Annotated in this window: 19 protein-coding genes and 1 riboswitch; of the genes, 6 read left to right on the forward strand and 13 right to left on the reverse strand. The window is 32.3% G+C overall.

From position 1 onward, the window contains the following. Positions 1–121: 121 nt before the first annotated feature. The 6 genes from abc-f to B4H69_RS07715 form a co-directional block, all read right to left on the reverse strand. Complete coding sequence (gene abc-f, locus B4H69_RS07690) at positions 122–1708, reverse strand: ribosomal protection-like ABC-F family protein (protein WP_180904885.1); 1587 nt, start codon at positions 1706–1708, stop codon at positions 122–124. Between the two features lie 197 nt (positions 1709–1905). Further along, complete coding sequence (locus B4H69_RS07695) at positions 1906–2112, reverse strand: (4Fe-4S)-binding protein (RefSeq protein WP_180904884.1); 207 nt, start codon at positions 2110–2112, stop codon at positions 1906–1908. 29 nt (positions 2113–2141) lie between these two features. Continuing rightward, positions 2142–3536 (reverse strand): sensor histidine kinase, encoded by a 1395-nt coding sequence (locus B4H69_RS07700; protein ID WP_291093390.1) that lies wholly within the window; start codon positions 3534–3536, stop codon positions 2142–2144. Then, the gene (locus B4H69_RS07705; RefSeq protein ID WP_180904882.1) at positions 3529–4212 is read right to left on the reverse strand and encodes a response regulator transcription factor; all 684 of its coding nucleotides are present in this window, start codon (positions 4210–4212) and stop codon (positions 3529–3531) included. Before B4H69_RS07705 ends, B4H69_RS07700 begins: the two co-directional genes overlap by 8 nt. 3 nt (positions 4213–4215) lie before the next feature. After that, positions 4216–5103, reverse strand: coding sequence for a diacylglycerol/lipid kinase family protein (locus tag B4H69_RS07710; protein WP_180904881.1), 888 nt, complete (start codon positions 5101–5103; stop codon positions 4216–4218). Then, entirely contained in the window at positions 5093–7057 is a 1965-nt protein-coding gene (locus tag B4H69_RS07715; RefSeq protein WP_280045339.1) for an LTA synthase family protein, read from the reverse strand. The genes B4H69_RS07710 and B4H69_RS07715 overlap by 11 nt, the downstream gene beginning before the upstream one ends. Before the next feature lie 192 nt (positions 7058–7249). On the opposite strand from B4H69_RS07715, the gene B4H69_RS07720 reads away from it, so the two are divergent. The 5 genes from B4H69_RS07720 (at position 7250) to purM (ending at position 15356) form a co-directional block, all read left to right on the forward strand. Beyond that, the gene (locus B4H69_RS07720) at positions 7250–7495 is read left to right on the forward strand and encodes a hypothetical protein (RefSeq protein WP_038332385.1); all 246 of its coding nucleotides are present in this window, start codon (positions 7250–7252) and stop codon (positions 7493–7495) included. A gap of 194 nt (positions 7496–7689) precedes the next feature. Continuing rightward, positions 7690–7788: riboswitch (purine riboswitch) on the forward strand. Between the two features lie 104 nt (positions 7789–7892). Further along, positions 7893–11600, forward strand: a complete 3708-nt coding sequence (locus B4H69_RS07725) for a phosphoribosylformylglycinamidine synthase (protein ID WP_280045340.1) — start codon at positions 7893–7895, stop codon at positions 11598–11600. A 461-nt stretch (positions 11601–12061) separates the two neighbouring features. Beyond that, complete coding sequence (purC, locus tag B4H69_RS07730; RefSeq protein ID WP_038332381.1) at positions 12062–12784, forward strand: phosphoribosylaminoimidazolesuccinocarboxamide synthase; 723 nt, start codon at positions 12062–12064, stop codon at positions 12782–12784. 19 nt (positions 12785–12803) lie between these two features. After that, positions 12804–14309, forward strand: coding sequence for an amidophosphoribosyltransferase (gene purF, locus B4H69_RS07735; protein ID WP_280045341.1), 1506 nt, complete (start codon positions 12804–12806; stop codon positions 14307–14309). A gap of 54 nt (positions 14310–14363) precedes the next feature. Continuing rightward, complete coding sequence (purM, locus tag B4H69_RS07740) at positions 14364–15356, forward strand: phosphoribosylformylglycinamidine cyclo-ligase (protein WP_280045342.1); 993 nt, start codon at positions 14364–14366, stop codon at positions 15354–15356. Between the two features lie 66 nt (positions 15357–15422). Here the strand turns inward: purM and B4H69_RS07745 are convergent, their stop codons facing one another. From B4H69_RS07745 to B4H69_RS07775, 7 genes are all read right to left on the reverse strand, one after another. Then, positions 15423–16568 (reverse strand): DUF6620 family protein, encoded by a 1146-nt coding sequence (locus tag B4H69_RS07745; RefSeq protein ID WP_280045343.1) that lies wholly within the window; start codon positions 16566–16568, stop codon positions 15423–15425. Between the two features lie 13 nt (positions 16569–16581). Beyond that, positions 16582–17601 carry a hypothetical protein gene (locus B4H69_RS07750; RefSeq protein ID WP_180904877.1) on the reverse strand — a complete coding sequence of 340 codons (1020 nt, stop codon included), beginning with the start codon at positions 17599–17601 and terminating at the stop codon, positions 16582–16584. After that, positions 17601–17849, reverse strand: coding sequence for a hypothetical protein (locus B4H69_RS07755; protein WP_180904876.1), 249 nt, complete (start codon positions 17847–17849; stop codon positions 17601–17603). The genes B4H69_RS07750 and B4H69_RS07755 overlap by 1 nt, the downstream gene beginning before the upstream one ends. 6 nt (positions 17850–17855) lie before the next feature. Continuing rightward, the gene (locus B4H69_RS07760; protein ID WP_180904875.1) at positions 17856–18056 is read right to left on the reverse strand and encodes a hypothetical protein; all 201 of its coding nucleotides are present in this window, start codon (positions 18054–18056) and stop codon (positions 17856–17858) included. Positions 18057–18075: 19 nt separating this feature from the next. Then, positions 18076–19059 (reverse strand): SPFH domain-containing protein, encoded by a 984-nt coding sequence (locus B4H69_RS07765; protein ID WP_180904874.1) that lies wholly within the window; start codon positions 19057–19059, stop codon positions 18076–18078. 80 nt (positions 19060–19139) lie between these two features. After that, positions 19140–20222: a hypothetical protein gene (locus B4H69_RS07770; protein ID WP_180904873.1), complete on the reverse strand. Its 1083-nt coding sequence runs from the start codon at positions 20220–20222 to the stop codon at positions 19140–19142. Between the two features lie 22 nt (positions 20223–20244). Continuing rightward, positions 20245–21351: an SPFH domain-containing protein gene (locus B4H69_RS07775; protein WP_180906851.1), complete on the reverse strand. Its 1107-nt coding sequence runs from the start codon at positions 21349–21351 to the stop codon at positions 20245–20247. 165 nt (positions 21352–21516) lie between these two features. On the opposite strand from B4H69_RS07775, the gene B4H69_RS07780 reads away from it, so the two are divergent. After that, positions 21517–23196, forward strand: coding sequence for an AAA family ATPase (locus tag B4H69_RS07780; RefSeq protein ID WP_286479037.1), 1680 nt, complete (start codon positions 21517–21519; stop codon positions 23194–23196). The last annotated feature ends 4 nt before the right edge of the window (positions 23197–23200 follow it).

Consider the following 23200-nt stretch of genomic DNA (forward strand, 5'->3'; position numbering starts at 1 on the left):
CATATAGCTTTTATAAACTCATTATTTTTTTCTTCTTTCAACTTTTTCAAAAATTTCAAAAACGCATCAAATGTAGGATTGAGTAACTTTTGAATCTATTGGAAGGAAGTTGATTATTTTTTTATAAATCAATCGTCCGCTCTATTTTTATTTGCTCCAAAAATGCTTCGTCGTGTGATACAACGATTAGCGTTCCTTGATATTCGTTTATGGCTTTTGTCAAAATTTCAATGTTCTGAATATCTAAATTATTGGTAGGTTCGTCCAAAATAATAATGTCAGGAGCTTTGCTGTTTATTGTTAAACAACAAAGTAATAAACGCATTCTTTCACCACCACTCAATGTTAAGCAAGGTTTCTCCCAATCATCTTTTGAAAACAAAAATCGGTTTAAACGAATCTTGATTTCGTGTTCTTGTAATGCTGAGGTATTAAATTGTTGTGCTTGCTCGTAAACTTCTAGTTTATTATTAAGTAACGAATAATCTTGGTCAATGTAAATGGATTTATTTTCTGCTCGATAAATTGTTCCTTTTTGCGGTTTTATCTTTCCTAAAATAAGCTTTATCAACGTAGTTTTTCCTGAACCGTTTTTTCCTTTTATTGCAATGCGTTCACGACTTATAATCTCAAAATTTAAGTTATTTTCCCAAATCAGTTTATCGTTATAACCAAAGTTAATGTTAGTTGCAGTAAGTAAAACTTTTCCTTTGTGCAAGTGAGAATGATCAAAACCAAATTTCATTTTATCTAAAGGAGATAGAGAGGAGCGAAGCGTTTGTAAATCCTGAGAAATTCCATTAATTTTTTCTGTATGAACACCTTTTAATTTTGATGTACTATTTTCGGCATTATTTCGCAAAGTGTTCATCATTATTCGAGCAACACCTGATTTTTCTTGTTTACTTTTTCCACGATTATCCAATTTTTGTTGCCGTTCTAAAGTATCTCGTTCTTTCTCTTTGGCTTTTCGCAATGCTTTTTCTTTACTTTGAATATCTTGACTCAAGGCATTGTTTTCAATCTGTTTTTGAGCTTTATAAAAGTCGTAATTTCCACCATAAACTTTAATCCCGTGTTTACTTAACTCATAAACACTATTTAGAAGGTTTAGAAGTTTTCTGTCATGGCTTACGATGATTAACGTGCTTTTTGTATCGAGAACTAGATCGTATAAAAGTTGACGGCTTACATTATCGAGATGATTGCTAGGTTCATCCAATAAAATTAATTCGGGCTGATGAATGGAAATTCCAGCTAAAAAAACCTTTGTTTTTTGTCCACCACTTAGAGTTTCCATTTTTTTGGATAAGTCTAAATTATTGAGTTGCCAATAACTTAATGCTTCATTGCAACGGTCTTCGATTGTCCAATCATCATCGAGTGAATTGAAATTATCTTCACTTGTGTTTCCGTTTAAAATTTCGTGCAATGCACTTAATTTATCTTCAATTTTCAGTACTTGAGCTATTGTTAACTGATCGAATTGTCCGAAAATTTGTGGAACATAATAAGGTTCGGTTTCAATGTTTATTATTCCGTTTGATGATTGACTTTTTTTGGCGATAATTTTCAATAAAGTAGATTTTCCTACTCCGTTATTACCAATTAAAGCAATTTTTTCTTGATTTTGTACTGTTAAATTAATGTCGCTAAACAGTATATCCTTGTTTGGATGTTGATATGAAATATTTTGTAAAGTAAGCATAATTCCTTTCTTTAGAAGTGAAACAATACAGCAACCGTTTTGAGGTTGTTGTTCTGATTTGTCTGAAAGAAATTATTTTTTACATTGTATCTTACTTAAATTTTGATTCTGCGAATATACGAAGTTTATTTAATTAATAAGAAATCAGAGGGAAGCTAAAGATTAGCTACATAGGAACATTAAATACTGATAAAATTTTACTTCTTTATACTCAACGCGCCTGAAGGACATTGGTGAACTTGTTTGATAAGTTCATCACTACTTGCATTTTCTGGTTTTAGCCAAGGTTTTTCTTTCGGATTATATACATTTGGAAGTAGTTTTACGCAAATACCTGCATGTTGACATAATTCAGGCTTCCAGATTATAGTAATTTCTCCGTTGGTATATTCGTGTTGGTTCATTTTGATATTTTTAGATGAATTGAAGTTACTTAAAAATTTTCAATATTCAACGTTAAAATAATTTTAGTTCCAATATTTTGCTTACTCTCAATTCGCATTTTAATATCAGACATTTTAGCTAATTGTGTTGCAATATTTAGTCCTAATCCAAAACCAGAAATATGGAGTGTTGAATCATTTTTAATTCGGAAAAATCGTTCTTGAACAAATTTTAAATCTTCTTGATTCATTCCAATTCCATTGTCTTCAAAAATCAATTCATAGCAATCATTTTCGATGTTAGAAAGAATTGTGATTTGACCTTTTAAGTTCGAATATTTTATGGCATTTGATAAAATGTTATCTATAATAATCTCAAAAAATTCTTGGAAATTATCAATTTCATAAGCTTGAAGTTGTTCCGTATCGACAGAAATTTGTTTTTCTTGTAACAAAACATCAAAACGTTCAATTGATTTTAAAACTTCTGATTTTAGTTCAAATAATGAAGTTTTTAGCTCCAAACTATTATTTTCGACACGAGAAAGCAATAAAAATTGTTCCACCAAACGATCCAAACGATTCACTTGTTTCAATGTGTAATCTATTTTTTCATTATATTGTTCAGGCGTACGTTCGCGTCGAATCAAAATTTCCAATGTTCCTTTTATAATTGCTAAAGGTGTTCGAAGTTCATGTGAAGCGTCAGCCGAAAACTGTTTAGCTTTTAAAATTTGAAACTCTAATCGATCTAACAGTGAATTTATTGTCGCTGAAAGTTGAAATAATTCATCTTTATTTTTAGGTAATTGAATACGTTCTGAAAGATTATTTTCTGTGATAGACTGCGCTGTATGAATCACATTGAAAACAGGTTTAATCGATTTAGCAGCAATAAAACGAGCTAAAAGAAACGTCAATAAAACCGAAATAGGAAAGATAATAAGTAAGGCAGTTTTCAAATAATCTAGCGCTAATTGATTGTGTTTTGTTGAAACGCCGACGACCAAATATCCCACAACTTCGCCGTGATGAATCAATTTTGCTTGAGAAATTAATAACTGAATTGAATTGTATTCAGCGTAAAAAGGCTTATTTTCTGGTTCTTCATTGTTCCAATCCAATTGATTTTGCACCATATTTGGAGAGCTCTCAATTAATTTGAAATTTTTATTATAAATCGAGATAAAAACAGGATTCAGTGCAATGTCTGTATGTTCAACTTCTTCCCATTCACGTGGTTGAACAAAGTTCTCTAATGTTGGTTCGTGTAAAACATAATCAACGTGACTATTGATTTCTTCCTCCAACGTTTCGTACATCGTTTTGTTGATACCTCGGTTTACAGAAAAATAAATTAAATAAAATATAATCAGTAAAATAACCGAAAAAGTAAGACTGTAGAAAAGCGCAATTCTATTTTTTACTGAAAATTTTTTAAGCATCTTTCGAAATGTAACCAACGCCACGAATAGTATGCAAACGCGGATCGTCTTTTTTTAGATTCAATTTTTTACGAATCGCATTAATAAAAACATCAATCACACTTGTATCATATTCAAAATGAATGTCCCAAACGTTTTCAATGATTTCTTTGCGTGTACAAATTCGGTTTTTATTCTTGAAAAGATAAGCTAAAAGTTGAAATTCTTTTAGTGTTAATTCAACTAAATTATTGTCTAAAAAAGTTTGATGCGTTTCTGTATTTAATGAAATATTTCCGAAATTCAAAAGATTATTCGATTCATTTTGACGAAGATAAACGTTGATTCGTGCTACTAATTCATTGAAATCAAATGGTTTTTTGATGTAATCATTTGCACCAGTATTCAAACCTTCAATTGTATCTTGAACTGTATCTTTCGCTGTAATGAAAATAATGGGCGTTTTTTTATTTGGATTTTCAGTAGATCGCGTTGTTTGACAAACTTCTAATCCAGAAATATTTAACATCATCCAATCCAATAAAATAACATCAAATTTCTCGTTATTTATTTTCACTAAGGCATCTTCGCCGCTTAAACAGTGCGTTGGCGATAAATTTTCTTCTTCTAAACCTTGAAGCATAAAATTGGCAATTCCCAATTCATCTTCAACAATTAAAACTTTTGGTTTGTTCATTTTCTAATTTGGAACAATAACATTTAAAGCATTCGGGATAATCGAAACTTCAATAGAATTTTGGTTAAAAATAACAGCTTCACCATCAACTTGTGCAATGGTTTTTGTTTGTTTGGAATTGAATTTTACTGAATTAACTTGCAATACTTTTGCTTGCTTCATTTTTTCAATTCGTTTTCCTAAAACATTCGCCGAAAACTGAATTTGTTGGATAAAATTAAGCTTTTTTACCGCAAGAAAGTCTAATTTTCCATCATTTAATTTTGCATTGGGCGAAAATGAGATGCCGTAACCCGCTTCGTTAGAGTTGGAGCAGAACACAAAATAGAAATCATCATCTAATGTATGTTCGTTGTCTAATTCGATGCTAAATTTTTTCGGTTGAAAGTTGAAAATTGCTTTTGTACTGGCGGTTACATATCCCAAAAAGTTTCTTGTTTTGGTTTGTGCGTAATTGTTAATCACATCTGCATCAATTCCCAATCCCATATTGCTGAAAAAGTATTTTTCGTTGATTTTTCCTGCATCAATTTTATTGATTTTTGCATTCAGAATCATTTCAAAAGCTTTTTCAGTAGATTTAGGAATATGCAAATTAGCAGCTAATCCATTTCCAGAGCCAATCGGAATAATTCCCAAAGCAACATTGCTACCAACCAAAGCTTGAGCGACTTCGTTTATTGTTCCGTCGCCGCCACAAGCTACTATTATATCAGGATTTTTTGTGAGAACTTGATTCGTAATTTCGGTTGCATGACCAATACTTTCAGTCAAAAATGTTTCGAAATCAATATTTTTCTGACTAAAATAACTTTGAATTTCAGTTTCAATCATTCGTCCTTTTCCCTTTCCAGCAATTGGATTGATGATAAAAATGATTTTATTTTTCATTTAATAAATGATTGCTAAATAAATAATCGGCTGTTTGATAATTAGATATGATAGAACGCTCGAAAATAGGATCAACCTTTGTATCAATTAAATTTTTATCAATCCATTTGTATTGATTAATTTTCTTTTGATCGGATAAAATTGAAACATCTTCTCCTTTTTTCATTCCTAATTTAATATACGTACCAACAAAAGAACGCGATTTGTATTGCGGATCGAAAATGTCTTTTCCATAGAATTGAGATGTATACTTCCAATTAAACAACGAAAATAACGTTGGGAAAATATCAATTTGAGAAACTTCTTTTGTGACATTTTCGTTTGCATGCGATTTCAAATTATAGATAAATGCAGGAATGTGATGATTTTTTACATCAATTGCATCTTTACCCGCGCTACTTGCACAGTGATCGGCAATAAATACAAAAACGGTATTACTGAACCAAGGTTTTGTTTTCGCTTTTGTAATTAAATCTCCAATCGCATAATCGGCATATTTCACCGCACCAGGACGACCAGTTCCAGACGGAATATCAATTTTTCCATCTTCGTATGAATAAGGTTTGTGGTTAGAAGTAGACATTACGAAAGCAAAAAATGGTTGTTTTGTTTTGTATTTTTCATCGGCAACTTTGATTACTTTTCTGTAAATATCATCGTCTGCAATTCCCCAAGCATTTTCAAAAGTAACTTCATCATCATTAATATTGAAACGATTGGTGTTGATTTTATCACTCAAAACACTACCACGACCACGATCGTAAATATCAAAACCATTTCCACCATAAAACGCATTCATATTATCAAAATATCCATCGCCACCATAAAAGAACATATTGTGATAACCTTTTGCTTTGAAAACGTTCGAAATAGTATATAAGTTTTGATTATCAACACGTTTCACAATACTGTTTCCAGGAGTAGGAGGAATTGATAATGTAACAGCTTCCATTCCGCGTACTGTACGCGTTCCGTTGGCATACATATTCGAAAAATAGATGCTGTTATTTGCAATATCATTAAGGTTTGGAGTGATTGATTTTCCGTTGAATTGCTCTTGCAAAAATGAAGCGCTCATACTTTCCATCAATACAAAAATCACGTTTGGTTTTTGCTCTGCTTGTGACGGATTACTTGCTAAAATTGTTCTTCGTATTGGATTTTTGAATTGTTGATCGAAAACAGTTTTCGAATCTTGCAATTCAGATTTCATTACTGCAAAAGCATCTTCAATCGGAATAGATTTATAATGTTCGTCGTATTTTAAGTGATTATTTCGGAAAGCTGAAAAGAATGAAAAGATTCCAGCTTTAGAAATTTCATTGTTGTATCGGTTTTCAGAAGTTGAACTACTATCGTTGTTTAAAAGGAATAATGAACCAACCGCAAGTAATAAATTGAACACAAAAACGCCAACTTTTTGACTTGTTTTTGGTTTGTTATGAAATGTATTGTAGAAGAAATAACCTTTTTTTGTTGCGAAAATTGTCAAGCCTGTAATCAACACAATTCCGCCAATTAAAACAGGTAATGGATATGATTCTTGAATGTTTTTGACAACTTCGTATGTATAAATTAAATAATCGACTGCAATAAAATTGAATCGACTTTTGAATTCGTCCCAAAATGTAACTTCGGCAAAAAATGTAAAATAAATGATTACCAAATACAATGTATAAACGAAATACACGAAAATTCGATCAAATAAAGAATTGACGAATTTGTTTGGTAAAATCATAAAATAAAATGATAAGAATAACGTGAAACAGCTTACAACACTAATGTCGTACACTAATCCATAAAAAATAGTGTGTAATAACGAGCCGATATTCCAATCGAAATCGCTTTTTACCCAAATCGCAAAAATTAGGCGTAGAATAAATGAAATTAGAATAAATAACGAACTGAAAAATAGTAAAATACTGTAACGTCCTTTTAAATTATTTGTAAACATTTTGTTTTTGAATTATTGTTCAAATGTCTTGATATTTAATAGATTATTAACATGGAAAAGTGAATCTTAAGCGAATCTTAAGTTTGCGATTCTTGAATGAAAGATAGAAGCTGAAAACGTTAATAATTCGTGAAAAAATGGTTTTGATTAGAAATAGTTGTAAATTTGTAATTGGTTTATAAAGTAGGTATAATGGAAGAGATATTAATCAATGAAAAAGAAGAAAAGTTTTTAACATATTGGGAGAAAAGATTCTCTACAATTTTTAAAGACAATACAAGTTGGACAACTTTGTTTATGACAGTTAACAAAGCTACTTTTCCAGATTCATTAAATATAGAAACGTTTTGCAAAAAGTTTATGCAAGATTTCAATATGAAATTATCATATAAATATGATGAATCAGACAACGAATACGATTTGACAATTACAAGATAATTACGGAAAACGAAAAATCCTTATCAATTTTGATAAGGATTTTTTTTGTTGTAAAAAGGGACATTTGATTGATAATCATGCTTAAATTTTAAGAAAAATATTTAACCAAAAAATTAAATAAAATATTGTTGATTTAGATTTGATTTTACTAATTAAAATGTTTAATTTTGCAGTTCACTTTTAAAGGTGATTTAGTTTTTAAAGTTTACAACATTTGTATAGCTCATAATAAGGTTGAGCGTCTCTACGGCAGACCATAAAAAATTGCCACTACAAATGAATTTTTTTTCTACAAAATGAGTCTTGAACCACTCTTGTTAGAAAATAGTTTGTTTGTTGATGTAGATGATACAAATGGTTTAAACACATTAAACCAAATAGTACAGCAAACAATACAATGAACCACAGACTTTTCATTCAGAAGAAATCGAATTTTGACGTTATCAGTCAGAAGACTACAATAGAACTCAAAAACCTTGTACCTACAATTGTGTGCAAGGTTTTTGTTATTTATGATCTATTTAATATAGAAGAAAGCCAATTACAAGAGGTTCAAAATAAGGTGTTTGTCGATCCTGTGACAGACGTTGTTTTCAAATACGTAGAAGACGCAGTTAACGAAAGTATTCCTTATTCTAAAAACTATTTTGCAACCGAATTTTTACCTGGTCAATATAATCAACGCGATGATTCTTCGGAACAATGTTTAGTGTTGATGAATGTTGAAAATGTAACCGTAAAATCTGGTTTATTATATGTTTTCAATGATGATTTGTCTGCAGAAGATTTAAAGAAAATAAAAGATTACTTAATCAATCCAATTGAGTCGCGCGAGAAAGATCTTTCTAAAATGGAAATTCCAGCTAATCCAGAAGCGACAGAAGTTCCAATTATTGAAGGTTTTATTTCTGCTGACGAAAATAAACTACAAGACATTTACAACCAATTTGGGTTATCGTTAGAGATGGATGATTTAGTTTTTATTCAAGACTATTTCAAATCGATTAATCGTAATCCAACCGAAACTGAGTTAAAAGTTTTAGATACATATTGGTCTGATCACTGTCGTCATACAACTTTTGAGACGGAGATTACAGATGTTCAATTTAATTCTAAATTTAACGAAACACTTCAAAAAACATTCAATTATTACCAACAAGTTCGTCAAGAATTAGGAATTACAAAACCAATTCGTTTGATGGATTTAGCAACTGTGATGGGAAAATATCTTTCTCGTACAGGAATTGTGAAAAATATTGATGTTTCAGAAGAAATCAATGCATGTTCTATTGTCGTTCCAATCGATGTAGATGGAGTTGAGGAAGAATGGTTATTACAATTCAAAAACGAAACACATAATCACCCAACAGAAGTTGAGCCATTTGGTGGAGCTTCGACATGTGTTGGTGGAGCAATTCGCGACCCTTTGAGTGGACGTTCTTACGTTTTCCAAGCGATGCGTATTACAGGAGCTGCAAATCCTTTAGAAAAGATTGAAGATACGTTACCAGGTAAATTACCACAACGTAAAATCTCGAAAGAAGCAGCAAACGGATATAGTTCATATGGAAATCAAATTGGTTTAGCGACAACTTTTGTGAAAGAAATTTACGACGAAGGGTACAAAGCAAAACGCATGGAAGTTGGTTTTGTGGCTGGAGCTGTAAAAAAAGAATATGTCCGTCGTGAAGAACCAGTTGCAGGTGACCGAATTATTTTATTAGGTGGAGCAACAGGTCGTGATGGAGTAGGTGGAGCATCAGGGTCATCTAAAACACACGATGGTTTAAAATTAGACGATTTATCAGCAGAAGTTCAAAAAGGAAATGCAATTGTTGAACGTAAAATTCAACGTTTATTCCGTAATCCAGACGTTTTAGCATTAATCAAAAAATGTAACGACTTTGGTGCGGGAGGTGTTTCTGTTGCAATTGGTGAAATTGCACGCGGAATTAATGTTAATTTAGATTTAGTCCCACTGAAATATGCTGGATTAAACGGAACAGAATTAGCGATTTCTGAATCTCAGGAACGTATGGCTGTTGCGGTTGAGGCAAAAGATGTGGAAACATTTATCGCATTAGCAAAAGAAGAAAATCTTGATGCGACTTGTGTTGCTGAGGTAACGGGAGATGATACAATGACTTTGGTTTGGAAAGGAACAAAGATTGTTGAATTAGACCGTAAATTTTTAGATACAAACGGTGTTCGTAAACAAGCTAAAATCGAAGTTACGGACGAAGAATATACAAACCCTTTTGAGAATAAAGCTTTCAATAAAGAAGCGTTTATTGAAATGATGCAAGAGTTAAATCATGCGTCGCAAAAAGGTATGGTAGAAATGTTTGATAACAACGTTGGTCGTTCTACTATTTTGAATGCTTTTGGTGGACAAACAATGGATACGCCAGAAGATGTTTCAGTACAAAAATTCCCAACAGACGGATTTACAAATGCGGTTTCTATCGCATCATTTGGTTACAATCCTACAATTTCGCGTTGGTCAAATTATCACGGAGCTTATTTTGCGGTAATTGATTCGATGACAAAAATTGTTGCTGCTGGTGGAAATTACGCTGATATTCGTTTAACTTTTCAAGAATATTTTGAAAAATTACGTGATGAAGCAACGCGTTGGGGAAAACCATTTGCAGCTTTATTAGGAACGATTGAAGCTCAAAAACAATTCGGAATTCCTGCAATTGGAGGAAAAGATTCGATGTCGGGTTCTTACCAAGATATTGATGTTCCGCCAACGTTAATTTCTTTTGCAGTTGCGCCTTCTAAGGCTGAAAAAATTGTACAAGGAACTTTAGTTGAAAAGAATTCTAAACTTTCAGTTTTTATTCCAACATTGACTGAAGACTATTTAATCGACGAAACAAATACAAAAGCTGTTTTTGATTTTATCGGAACAATTAATGATGATGTAAAATCAATGATGACGGTTAAATTTGGTGGAATTGCAGAAACTGTAGCGAATATGGCTTTTGGTAATGAAATCGGATTTGAAATCAAGACTGATTTAGATTTAGGAAAATATTATCCAGCTTCGATTGTGATTGAACATTCAGAAGAATTAAATATTCCTGCTGAAATTGCTCAAAATTACCACGTTGTAGGTCAGACAAATGATTCAACTTCATTCAACTTTAATGGAGAAGAAATCAATTTAATTGAATTGAAACAACAATGGAAAGAAACATTCAATTCATTGTTTCCATATAAATCAACTTCTGAAACAGTTGTTGAAGAAAAAGATTTGAAAGCTGAACAAATTTGTTTTGCCTTCGCAGATCATAAAGTAGAAAGCCCGAAAGTATTTATTCCAATTTTCCCAGGAACAAACTCAGAATATGATTCAGCAAAAGCATTCCGTAGAGAAGGAGCAATCGTTTCGACTTTACCTTTCCGTAATTTAACACAACAAGATGTTGAAGAATCAGTAGATGCTTTTGTAAATGAAATCAATCAAGCCAATATTTTCTTTGTACCAGGTGGTTTCTCAGCTGCTGATGAGCCAGATGGATCAGGTAAATTTATTGCAACGGTTTTACGTAATGAGAAAATCAAAAATGCAATTCACAATTTATTGGAGCGTGATGGACTGGTTTTAGGAATCTGTAATGGTTTCCAAGCCTTGATTAAATCAGGATTATTGCCTTATGGACGTATTCAAGATTTAGAAGAAGATACACCAACATTAACGTTCAACGAAATTGGTCGTCACATTACACAATTAGCGAAAGTGAGAGTGAATAAATCGCATTCACCTTGGTTGAAAGGAATGGAAGGACAAGAATTCTGGATTCCATTTTCTCATGGAGAAGGTCGTTTCGTAGCAAATGAGGTTGAATTAGAAAAGTTAATTGATAAAGGACAAATCGCTACTCAGTTTGTTGATTTGGATGGAAAATTAGCAGGTAAAATGCCTTATAATCCAAATGGATCTACGTTTGCGGTAGAAGGAATTGTATCGCCTTGTGGAAAAGTTTATGGACGAATGGGACATCCAGAGCGTTACGAAGAAGGATTATTCAAGAACATTCCAGGAAATGGATATATGAATATCTTCAAAAATGCGGTAGAGTATTTTAGAGGGTAAAATATAGATTTGAGATATTAGAAGTTAGATATGAGAAAAATCGAGCATCTAAATACTCAATAAAAGTTGTCATCCTGAACTCGTTTCAGGAACTCATTCTAAAAGAGTGAGAAGCTGAACTAAATTCAGCTTGACATTGAATAAAAGTAAGGAATTTTGAAGTTAGAGATTAGTTAGAAAAAAATCTAAATACTAATATCTAACATCTAAATACTAAAAAGAAACAAACAACAAACTAATACCAATTTCGATCCTGAACCAATCGAAATTAATCTCGAAAGTTAACCTTGAACAAGTTAATTTTCAAAACAAACAACAAACACGAAGTGGACTTTTTCATTTCAAACAAAACAAAAAAACAAACTTTAGAAGTTCGTTTTTAGAATTTCGAAATTAGAAAATAATAAAACTAATTTCGTATTTCGAATCTCGATTTTCTAATGAAAAAACAAACAACAACGATGAGCTTAACAAAAAAAGACTTCATTTACGAAGGGAAAGCAAAACAAGTTTACTCAACAGAGGAAGCAGACAAAGTAATTGTGTATTACAAAGATGACGCGACTGCATTTAATGCACAAAAGCGTGGAACTGTTGAGGACAAAGGAGAAATGAACAACAAAATTTCGACTTTAATTTTCAACTATTTGATTGAAAAAGGAGTTAAAACTCACTTCATCGAGCAGTTGAATGATCGTGAGCAATTGGTGAAAAAAGTATCAATTATTCCAATTGAAATGGTTGTGCGCAACTATGTTGCTGGGTCTATGGCTCAACGTTTAGGCTTAGAAGAAGGAGCGAAATCTCCAGTTACAATTTTCGATATCTGTTACAAAAAAGATGAATTAGGAGATCCATTAATCAACGATCATCATGCAGTTTTATTAGGTGCTGCAACATATGATGAGTTGGATGAAATGTATACACAAACTGAAGTAATTAACGAAGCATTGAAAGAATTGTTCTTAAAAGCTGGATTAATTTTAGCTGATTTTAAAATTGAGTTTGGTAAAGATGTTGATGGTAATATCATTTTAGCTGACGAAATTTCTCCTGATACATGTCGTTTATGGGATGTTGAAACAGGTAAAAAATTAGATAAAGACCGTTTCCGTCGTGATTTAGGTGATGTTTCAGAAGCTTATCACGAAGTATATAATCGTTTGACAGAAGTTTTAAAATAAACATTTTTTTCATTCTATAATGATTGATAAAAAATTACATAAAAGCCAATTAAAAGCTGAATATTTAACGAATTTCTACGAAAGAAATTTATTAAAAAAATATGCAGCCGATACTGTGGATAGTGTAAACGAAGAATGTGGTGTTTTTGGGGTTTATTCGCCAAAAAACATCAACACTTATTCTATTGCGCAGTTTGGTTTATTTGCGCTTCAACACCGTGGACAGGAAGCGTGTGGTGTTTCTTTCTTGAAAGATGGAAACATCAAAACGGTGAAAAAAACAGGTTTGGTATTAGACGTTTTCAAAACAATGGAAGCCGAAATTGAAGAATACCAAGGAAATGCTGCGATTGGACATACACGCTACACAACTGCTGGAGGTGGAAGTCGTCGTAACATTCAGCCACTTTACACGTACAATATTTACGGAAAACCTCATTTCTCTATTGCTCACAACGGAAATTTAATTGAAGTTGAAGCATTGAGAGCTGAATTAGAAGCAGAAGGTTTACCATTTTTAGCAACTTCGGATACGGAGGTTTTATTACGTTCTATTCAAAAATATTCGCATTTAGATATTGTAGAAGCTATTCAGAAAGGAACAGAAAAAGTAAAAGGAGCTTATTCGGTTTTGTTATTAGCGAATAATCAAATGGCTGCTTTTCGCGATCCAAACGGAATTCGTCCTTTATGTTTAGGTAAATTGGATGATGCGTATGTTTTCTGTTCAGAAACATGTGCATTAGATGCTGTCGGAGCAGAGTTTATTCGTGATGTAGAGCCAGGAGAATTGATTGTTGTAAATGAGCAAGGTTTGAAATCTTATTCATTAAATCAACCAACGCAACGTAATATTTGCGCTTTTGAGTACATTTATTTTGCACGTCCTGACTCGAATATCGAAGGAAATGAAATCTACGATTTACGTGTAGAATCTGGTCGAAAATTATACGAACAATCTCCTGTTGATGCCGATATTGTGATTGGTGTTCCAGATTCTGGAATTCCGTCTGCAATTGGTTATTCAGAAGCTTCGGGTATTCCTTACGAACCAATTTTGATTAAGAATCGTTATATGTCGCGTTCGTTTATCGTGCCATCGCAAGAAATGCGTGAGCGTGTGGTAAACTTAAAATTGAATCCTATCAAAAATAAAATCAAAGGAAAACGTTTGGTTGTTTTAGATGATTCGATTGTACGTGGAACAACTTCGAAATTATTAATCAAAATCTTAAAAGAAGCAGGAGCAAAAGAAATTCATTTTCGTTCTGCTTCGCCTCCAATTATTGCACCTTGTTATTTAGGAATTGATATGCCTTCTAAAGCAGATTTAATTTCAGGAAATAAGTCAATTAAAGAGGTTGAAGATTATTTGAATGTCGATTCGTTAGATTTCTTAACGGTTGATAATCTGATTGATTTATTAGGAAGTAAAGAACATTGTTTTGGATGTTTTACAGAAAAATATCCTGTAAATTATTCTAATGAAGAGTGTAAAGAGGTAAAACCTTTGCATATAGATTAATAAGTTATACGAATTTCGAATCTCGTATTTCGAAAAACTAAATCATAATTAAAAATGAGCAATACATATAAACAAGCCGGAGTAGATAAGGAAGAAGGTTATCAAACGGTATCGAAAATTAAAGATGCAGTTGCAGCAACACACAATGCAAACGTGTTGAATGGAATTGGAAGTTTTGGTGCATTTTACCAATTAGGAGGTTACAAAAATCCTGTTTTGGTATCAGGAACCGATGGTGTAGGAACTAAACTACGTGTGGCTTTAGATTCTAAAGTTTACGATACAGTTGGGATTGATTGTTTCGCAATGTGTGCAAATGATATTTTGTGTCATGGTGCAAAACCATTATTTTTCTTAGATTATTTAGCTTGTGGAAAATTAGATTCTGATATCGCAGCAGAAATTGTAGGTGGAATTGCACAAGCGTGTAAAGAAACTGGAACAGCATTAATTGGTGGAGAAACAGCAGAAATGCCAGGAATGTACCAAGTTGGTGATTATGATGTTGCAGGATTTTGTGTTGGAGTGGTAGAGCGCGACGAAATTATCGATGGTTCTAAAATAAAAGCTGGACAAGTAATTATTGCGTTACCATCAAGTGGTTTCCATTCGAATGGATTCTCTTTGGTTCGTAAAGTTTTCCCAGATTTTAACGAAGAATTTGAAGGTAAACCTTTGTTCGAAACATTATTAGTTCCAACAAAATTATATCAAAATGATATTTTCAAAATCAAAGATGCTGGAATCGAAATGTCTGGAATTGCTCATATTACAGGAGGTGGATTAATCGAGAATGTTCCTCGTATTATAAATGACGGTTTGACGGCTGTAATAGAAAAAACAAAAATAAATGTACCAACAGTGATGCAAGAATTAGCAAAACGCGGAGGAATTGCAGAAAACGAGATGTTTGGAACATTTAATATGGGTGTCGGAATGGTTGTCATCGTTGACCAAACTGACGCTGAAAAAGTATTGAATATTATTGATGGAAGTGCGTTGATTGGAGAAATTCAAGAAGGTGCTGACAAAATTATATTGAAATAGTAGATTAAATAGTTTAAAAAAGCCGGATAAGATCTCTTATCCGGTTTTTTTGTTTTAGGTAGAATATTAAAACTCGATATCATCAGCGATTGTTCCGCCCATTTCGTTTTGAAATTGTTTTAAATATTCTTCTTTCTTTTCCATTTGATAAGTAATCATCGAAGAATAATTACCAGAACGAGTCCAAATAACAGCTTGAGCTTGAAAATCTACAATTCCGATTCCGTATTTATCTAGAATATATTGCGCACCATCTTTTCCAACTTCTATTGCAGCATCTCTTTCGGCAGCTAAATCATAAAAGAAATGTTCGTCCGTTTTCAAACGTTCTAAGTTTGGATTTGAAGCTGTATCAGCAGAAAGATTTCCGTTATTTCCTAATGTTGGATGTTCATCAATTTTTGTGAAATATTGGCTATATAAGGTCATTACAGTCATTTCTGTATCTTGTTCCATACGTTGATTCCAAATCAAACTTGCTTCGTCCCATTGCGGTTTATCAACTCCCAAAGCTTTCAAAACATCAGTTTCAGGAACATTAGAACCAATTTTCACAACTCCTGCAGCATAATCGTACAAAGAAATTCCATGAATCGGCTCTAACAAAGGATTATCTTTTGAATCTTCAAGCACTTTTGCGTCATGTTGTTGATACATTTGTTCAATTCCAATATCCGAATTTTTATCATCATATTTTTGCACAAACTTTTCTAACTGATCATTAATACGATCATACAAAGCCATTTTATTGTTTTCAGCTCTGTCATATAACTCTTGTTGATTTGGGGCATCCGTTAAAAAGGCTTCTGCATATTTCTCAAAATCATTTTCGATGTTTTTTATTTTATCATCAAAATATGCAATAGCATGTTGTTGCAAAGAATCATCGCCTTCGTAAGGTCCCATTTTACGCACTTGCTCTTTATATTTTTCAAGATCGATTTTCCAAATCGAAATCGAATTTTCAACTTTTTGACGATTATTAGAATTTAAAGCATTGTAAAAATTCTCGTAATTGTCTACATAATGTTCATCAATTTCTGGAATGATGTTACTATAATCGATGTAATCTTCAAAATAAATAGGTTCTGGTTGATAAGTACTTTCTGCAGATTCATTCTCTGAATTTGACGATTGCGTTGTGTTATTTTCTTGTAAATTTTCAATTGCTTCTTCTGCTTTATTGAAAATGCTTTTTAATTTTCCGAACATAGTTTTGAGTTGTTTAATTATAATTATTTTGTTGTTTTAATGATTGATAATGGTTTTCTAAATCAGTCAGAATTGTAGTTTTTTCTACAGCTTCTTTCATGAAATTCATACTGAGTAATTCTTTGTTTAAAAGTGTTTCAAAAGCAAGTTGATCTATTTTTTCTAAATCATTTATAGTCGAATTTTGATTGATAAATTTTGTTCCAAATTGATCGATAATACTTTGATAAAAAGCCGCTTCTGTTTCCGTTTCATGCTGAAAAGTTTGTACAAAATCATTAATTTCTCTTTTATAAACTTCTTTGTAAGAATCGGTTAATTCTGGAATTAGATTCTTTTTGATAAAGAATTGTTGTCTTGCATGTTTTTCATTGTTCAAAAATTTTTCAAAAACTGAATTTCCAGGAATTGGATAATCTAAAATCCCTGTTTTTTCTGTCGCAATTTCTCTTGCCAAATCAGGTAAAAGTGACATTCTCGTTGACGGAATAAATGTGTTTTGCGTTTGACAAAATTCGCATGTAACATAAGCAGAAACAAAATAGACTTTCTCGATTTTTAGGTTCGCTCCACATTGCGCACAACAAAAATTGTTCTTCGTTGTTTCGTATTCTACTAATAATTTTTTGAGTTTATCTTCAGAACTTTCAGCTTTTACTTGACTAAAAATATTTCCCAAAATCGAATCAATTTTATCATCAAAATCATCTAACAAAAGCGAAGTTTCATAAATCTTAGCATCATGAGAATACATATAATCATCTGCTCTTACATCTTTATCTGAGTAATAATATGAAAAAGATTTTTTCTCAATTTGCTCTTTGAAAACTTCTTTAGCTTTAACTTTTAATGTTTCATATTGCCCTGTAATTCCAGCTTTGAAATGAATAAATCTTAATTCATCCAAATCATTTATTTGTTGTCCAGCTTCTATCGTTTCAGTTTCTAATTCCAAAGCACGCTGTTCTAATTTCAATAAAAAGCTTTTGAAACGATCAATTAAGTTGTCTAATTCTACAAAATTATTTTCCATTATTCTTTCGAATTATCTGAGGTTTTAATATGTATTCCATCGTCCAATTTTCCACTAATAAATTCGTAATTGCAATAGGCGCATTTGGTAACACCATCTTGTTTTGCACGACCAGCACCGCAATTTGGGCAATCTACAGTTTCTAGCTTTGATTGATTTTTCATGAAATCTCCTCCAAGATTCGTTTGATTCTCTGCTTGAAGTTTCAATTTTTCAATCAATGATAATTTTGGCTTTTCGTCATTCATATCATTTTAATTTGCGATATTTTCTTCTTGTTTTCTTCCCATAAAATAGAGAATAGCACCAACGATAACGAACGCAATTTTAATTCCCCACGCAACGCCTTCGCCCCAATTGTAGATCCAAGCCAAAAGACGAGGAACAGCATTAAAAAAGTTCAAAACGATTGCTAATAATCCAAAAATAGCCATGTAAGTTCCAATAGTTTTCATAAAATTTAGTTTTTAGTGGTTATAATTTATCTAATAATTCAGCTTTTTTTGACTGATATTCAGTATCTTCAATCAAGCCTAAATCATAGATTTCTTTTAATTTTTTTAGTTTATCTATAACAGATTCTTCTTGATTTTGAGTAGGTTGTTGAGGTGTGTTCTGTTGAATGTTTTGTTGCGTAATTCCTTGCATCATCAATCCAAGCGCAGCTGTATCTTGCACACTTTGTTGCATCGGATTTCCATCTTTTCCAATCGCTAAAGAAGTATTGAATTGTTGAAACTTGTTCATATCATCAATCATATTCATACTACTTATTTTATCAATATTGTCGTTTACTTCTTTTGGTAAAGTCGCCGAACTAATGGTAAATTGAGTAACATCGATTCCGAATTGCTCGAAATGTGGAGCGATTAACGGTTGTATTTTTTGATTAAGCGCAGTCAAATTTCCCGCAATATCAAGCGCAGAAATATTTGCTTGAGCCAAAACTTCGGCAAAAATAGGTGCGATAAAATCACGTAATTGATGCTCTAATTCGAAAACAGTCAGGATAGGAAAAGTTCCTGCATATTTTGAAAAGAATTTTCTGACATCAGAAATTTTAATATTATAACTTCCAAAAGCTTTGATACGAATTGGACCAAATTGTGGATCACGAAGTAAAACAGGAGCAGGAGTTCCCCATTTTAAATTGACAAAATCTTTCGTCGAAAAATAATAGACGTCTGCTTTAAAAGGTGATTGAAAACCATATTTCCAACCTTTTAATTTTGATAAAATAGGAATATTTTCGGTTGCTAAAGAAAATGTTCCCGCTGAAAAATCATCTGCAAAAACCCCTTGATTAAGAAATAATGTGGCTTGGCTTTCTCTTACGATTAATTTCGCGCCATTTTTTATCTCCTTGTCTTGATCAGGAAATTTTAGCATCAACAGATTTGGATCTTGTTCTATCCACTCGATAATTTCGATAAAAGGTCCGCTTGATGATAAATTCATGGTAGTAGTTTTTTTGAGTTGTTGTATTACAAAGTTGTAAAATCGTCACTCAAAAAAACTCACTAATTTTAGCTAAATTGTTATCTAAACATCATTATTAAAATTAGTAATACAATGATTACGGCAATTACCGTAAATACAATTTTAATGGTGCTGTAAGGTCTGTCTCCAGCTATTTGACCCGTCATTCCGTTGATATAGAAGATGTAGTTTTTGTTATTGTACAAAAAAGAACTAACATAAATTGGCAATAATATGTGTTTGAATTTTATTTTATCAAATTTTGTGAACATGTCATTTATGCGTTGTTCATCTCCGCCGATATCACGTTTCACACTTTCTCGTTCGTATTGAATAAAGATATTTTTTGCCCTCGCGTAACTATCTTTCAAATCAACTTGATATTTTTCGGTAATATAACCTTCGAGATAATTCTGGTCAATTTTTACAACAGCTTTCGGATTCCAACCTCTTTGTACATTGCTTAAAATGGTAGGATTAAGACTTTTGGTTCCGCAAACCAAAACGTCATCATAAAAATTGTTTACACTGCCCGCTTTATAAGACCAATCGACACGTCTTATTTGCCTTCTATTTTTTCCAGGACCAACTGTTTCGTAATATGCATCACCGCGTTCGCCTTTGTAATCTGTAAAAGTTTCTGTGTCAAATGTCCAAAACGGAACATAAATTCCATTGATATTATCTGCTGATAAAATTGCTTTTTTTAGATTGTCTGGAGCAAACCAAAAACCATTTACCCAATTTTTCAGAATATCATTTATTTTGATTTTATCAACCTGAAAAGGCAAAACATAACTTGGTTTTATATATCGTTCTTCGTGTATATTTTCTTCAACTAAAGGCGAACCACAATACGGACACATCATCGAACGCAGATTTTCGTCTACGGTTGGTGTCGCTTTACAATTGTTGCAGGTTATAACTTTTGTTTTATTAAATTCTTCTTTTTCGTAGGTTTTGATAAAACTTTCAAAATCAATTTCATTTAATATAAAATTCTCTTGTTTAATCTCTTGCGTGCTATTGCAATAGGTACAAACCAGCAAATTTGTTCCAGCCTTGTAAACCATTGGTGCGCCGCAGGATTTGCAAGAAGTGGAAGCTGTATTATTTGCTTTATAAATTTCTTCGGTAGCCAAGTTTTCTTTTTTTAGTTGAGAATTATGCTTGAGGTAATGGAGGAGGAGTTTGACCAAATAATGAAGTTAATTCGCTCTGATTTGCGGCACTTTCCCAATTTGCCATACCAGTTTTCCAAACCAATGTGTCTTTTGTAAGTTGTCCATTTGCAATCATTTGTTTCAAAGTTGTCAAATCGAATGGACCAGTTTGTTGACCATTATTTGCAACAAAAAACGAAACTGAAGTTGACGAAATAGGAGGAGGCGTTTGATTTTGATTTGATTGATTATTATTTTGAGCGAAACCTTGCGTAAATTGATTTGCCATCGCAAAACCAGCACCCATTCCAACGCCAGCACCAGCTAATCCAGATGGATTATTTGCTGCTGCTTCCATTGCTTTTGCAGCTTTTAGTTGAGCAAATTTGTTCAAATCTATTTTATCCAAACGACTCAATTCGAAGATTTCTTTCTTGATTTCTTCTGGCATCGAAATATTTTCGATCAAAAATTTAGTCACATCAATTCCATAAGCTCCAAAATCATCCTTCATATAATTGAAAATTGCTTCGGATAATTCATTCAAATTTGCAGCATAATTTTCAATTGGTAAATTTGCTTCGCCGATTGAATCTGTAAATCGAGTAACAATCACGCTTCGCAATTGTTCATTGATTTGCTCTGTTGTAAAAGAACCAATTGTTCCAACAATTTCTTTGATAAATTTTCCTGCATCCGAAACTTTAAATGTATATGTTCCAAAAGCTCGAACTTCTATCATACCGAAACGTTCGTCGTTTAGAATAATAGGATTTTTAGTTCCCCAACGTTGATCCAGAAAAGTTTTTGTACTAACAAAATAAACTTCTGCTTTAAATGGACTATCAAAACCATATTTCCAACCTTGTAAAGTCGATAAAATAGGAAGATTTTGAGTGTTTAGCGTATAAGTTCCTGGCGAAAAAATATCTGCCAATTGTCCTTCATTAATAAAAATAGCCAATTGCCCTTCACGAACAACCAATTTTGCATTATTTTTTATTTCGTTTTGATAACGTTCAAATCGATGAACAATCGTATTTTGATTATTATCTAAAAATTCGATAATATCGATAAATTCACCTTTTATTTTTTTGAAGAAATCCATCATTTGAATTGATTTAGTTTGACTTAGTTATAAATCTAAAGTATAAAAATTTAATTAATATTTACATCATTTTTTTTAAGACTTAAATATTTATCATTTCCTTACTTCATTCAATCTTTGTATCTTTGCAGTTCATTCAAAAAACTCCAAATTCACTCATAAGTTATGCAACAATCTAAGGCTTTGGCAATTCTAAAATCTGGTCGAAATGTATTTTTAACAGGTTCTGCGGGTGCCGGAAAAACTTATGTGTTAAATCAATACATTCAGTATCTTAAACAACATGGCGTTCCTGTTGCTATAACAGCTTCTACGGGAATTGCAGCAACGCACATGAATGGTCAAACGATACATTCATGGGCTGGAATTGGAATAAAAGATTATGTTTCGGATCGATATTTAGCTTCGCTTCGCGACAAGAAATATTTTCGTGATAAAATGGACAAAGTAAAAGTCTTGATTATTGATGAAATCTCGATGTTGCACCGAAATCAGTTGGATGCGGTTGATTATGTATTGAAATTTTTCAAACAAAATGATGAACCTTTTGGAGGTGTCCAAGTTATTTTTTCGGGAGATTTTTTCCAGTTGCCACCGATTGGTGAAGAGTGGGAAGAATCGAAAGATAAATTCTGTTTTATGTCAGATGCTTGGGTGCAATCGAAAGTACATATTTGCTATTTGACAGAACAATATCGTCAGACAAATAATGCGTTAAATGATATCTTAAATGAAATTCGTTCGGGAAATATTTCGCAAAAAACGGTTGATTTATTAGAATCTCGAATCGAATATTTTCCTGATGAAATAGATTCACAAACGCGTTTGTATACGCATAATATGGATGTGGATCGTATCAATAAAGGTCAATTGATTAATATTGATTCTTCTTCCAAAACATTTGAAGCTAAAGTTGCCGGAAATCCAGCTTTGGTTGAGGTTCTGAAAAAATCTGTTTTAGCAGAAGAAGTTTTAGAATTGAAGATTGGAGCAAAAGTGATGTTTGTTCGTAACAATTTCGAAGTTGGTTTTGTAAACGGAACACTTGGAAATGTATCAGGTTATACTGAAAAAGATGAGCCAATTATCAAAACGTTAGATGGAGAATTTTATGTTGCAAAACCAGAAACTTGGGCGATAGAAGACGAAAGCGGAAAAGCATTGGCTTCATTTACGCAAGTTCCATTACGTTTGGCTTGGGCGATTACGATTCATAAATCTCAGGGAATGACGTTAGATTCTGCGTTTATAGATTTGTCGAAAGCGTTTGAAAAAGGTCAAGGGTATGTTGCACTTTCACGTTTACGAGATCTCAATTCGTTGATGTTACATGGTCTTAATCAAACGGCTTTAGAAATTGATTCGCTTGCGATGAAGGCTGATAGACGTTTTCAGGTTTTATCGAATGAAATGGATGAGTTTTTAGACGAAAAAGAATTGCAAAATTCTTGGGCTGCTTTTATTCGATATTCTGGAGGAACGTTGGATAAAAAGCAAATCGCGAAGAACATCGAAAAGAATAAAACCAAAGAAAAAGGACAAAAGAAATCTACTTACGAAATCACACTAGAATATGTGAAAGAAGGGTTGACGTTGGAACAAATTTCAGAGAAAAGAGGGTTAACTACTTCAGCAATTGTCGATCATATTGGTAAAATCAAAGAAAGTGAACCTGATTTGGATTACTCAAAATTTAAACCTTCTGATAAAATTATTGATAAAGTTCGATTGGCTTATAGTGAAATCGAATTTGAAGAGAATAAAGTTTTAAAACCAATTTACGATTATTTTAATGGTGAAATTGGTTATGAAGACATCAAAAAAGCATTACTTTTTATTGATTAAATAA

It is taken from the genome of Empedobacter sp. UBA6745 (assembly GCF_002453775.1).
GTDB lineage: Bacteria > Bacteroidota > Bacteroidia > Flavobacteriales > Weeksellaceae > Empedobacter > Empedobacter falsenii_C.

Excerpts from the sequence above, each read along its gene's own strand:
- abc-f (WP_180904885.1), bottom strand. The coding sequence starts at position 1,708 with ATGCTTACTTTACAAAATATTTCATATCAACATCCAAACAAGGATATA.
- B4H69_RS07695 (WP_180904884.1), bottom strand. The coding sequence starts at position 2,112 with ATGAACCAACACGAATATACCAACGGAGAAATTACTATAATCTGGAAG.
- B4H69_RS07700 (WP_291093390.1), bottom strand. The coding sequence starts at position 3,536 with ATGCTTAAAAAATTTTCAGTAAAAAATAGAATTGCGCTTTTCTACAGT.
- B4H69_RS07705 (WP_180904882.1), bottom strand. The coding sequence starts at position 4,212 with ATGAACAAACCAAAAGTTTTAATTGTTGAAGATGAATTGGGAATTGCC.
- B4H69_RS07710 (WP_180904881.1), bottom strand. The coding sequence starts at position 5,103 with ATGAAAAATAAAATCATTTTTATCATCAATCCAATTGCTGGAAAGGGA.
- B4H69_RS07715 (WP_280045339.1), bottom strand. The coding sequence starts at position 7,057 with ATGTTTACAAATAATTTAAAAGGACGTTACAGTATTTTACTATTTTTC.
- B4H69_RS07720 (WP_038332385.1), top strand. The coding sequence starts at position 7,250 with ATGGAAGAGATATTAATCAATGAAAAAGAAGAAAAGTTTTTAACATAT.
- B4H69_RS07725 (WP_280045340.1), top strand. The coding sequence starts at position 7,893 with ATGAACCACAGACTTTTCATTCAGAAGAAATCGAATTTTGACGTTATC.
- purC (WP_038332381.1), top strand. The coding sequence starts at position 12,062 with ATGAGCTTAACAAAAAAAGACTTCATTTACGAAGGGAAAGCAAAACAA.
- purF (WP_280045341.1), top strand. The coding sequence starts at position 12,804 with ATGATTGATAAAAAATTACATAAAAGCCAATTAAAAGCTGAATATTTA.
- purM (WP_280045342.1), top strand. The coding sequence starts at position 14,364 with ATGAGCAATACATATAAACAAGCCGGAGTAGATAAGGAAGAAGGTTAT.
- B4H69_RS07745 (WP_280045343.1), bottom strand. The coding sequence starts at position 16,568 with ATGTTCGGAAAATTAAAAAGCATTTTCAATAAAGCAGAAGAAGCAATT.
- B4H69_RS07750 (WP_180904877.1), bottom strand. The coding sequence starts at position 17,601 with ATGGAAAATAATTTTGTAGAATTAGACAACTTAATTGATCGTTTCAAA.
- B4H69_RS07755 (WP_180904876.1), bottom strand. The coding sequence starts at position 17,849 with ATGAATGACGAAAAGCCAAAATTATCATTGATTGAAAAATTGAAACTT.
- B4H69_RS07760 (WP_180904875.1), bottom strand. The coding sequence starts at position 18,056 with ATGAAAACTATTGGAACTTACATGGCTATTTTTGGATTATTAGCAATC.
- B4H69_RS07765 (WP_180904874.1), bottom strand. The coding sequence starts at position 19,059 with ATGAATTTATCATCAAGCGGACCTTTTATCGAAATTATCGAGTGGATA.
- B4H69_RS07775 (WP_180906851.1), bottom strand. The coding sequence starts at position 21,351 with ATGGATTTCTTCAAAAAAATAAAAGGTGAATTTATCGATATTATCGAA.
- B4H69_RS07780 (WP_286479037.1), top strand. The coding sequence starts at position 21,517 with ATGCAACAATCTAAGGCTTTGGCAATTCTAAAATCTGGTCGAAATGTA.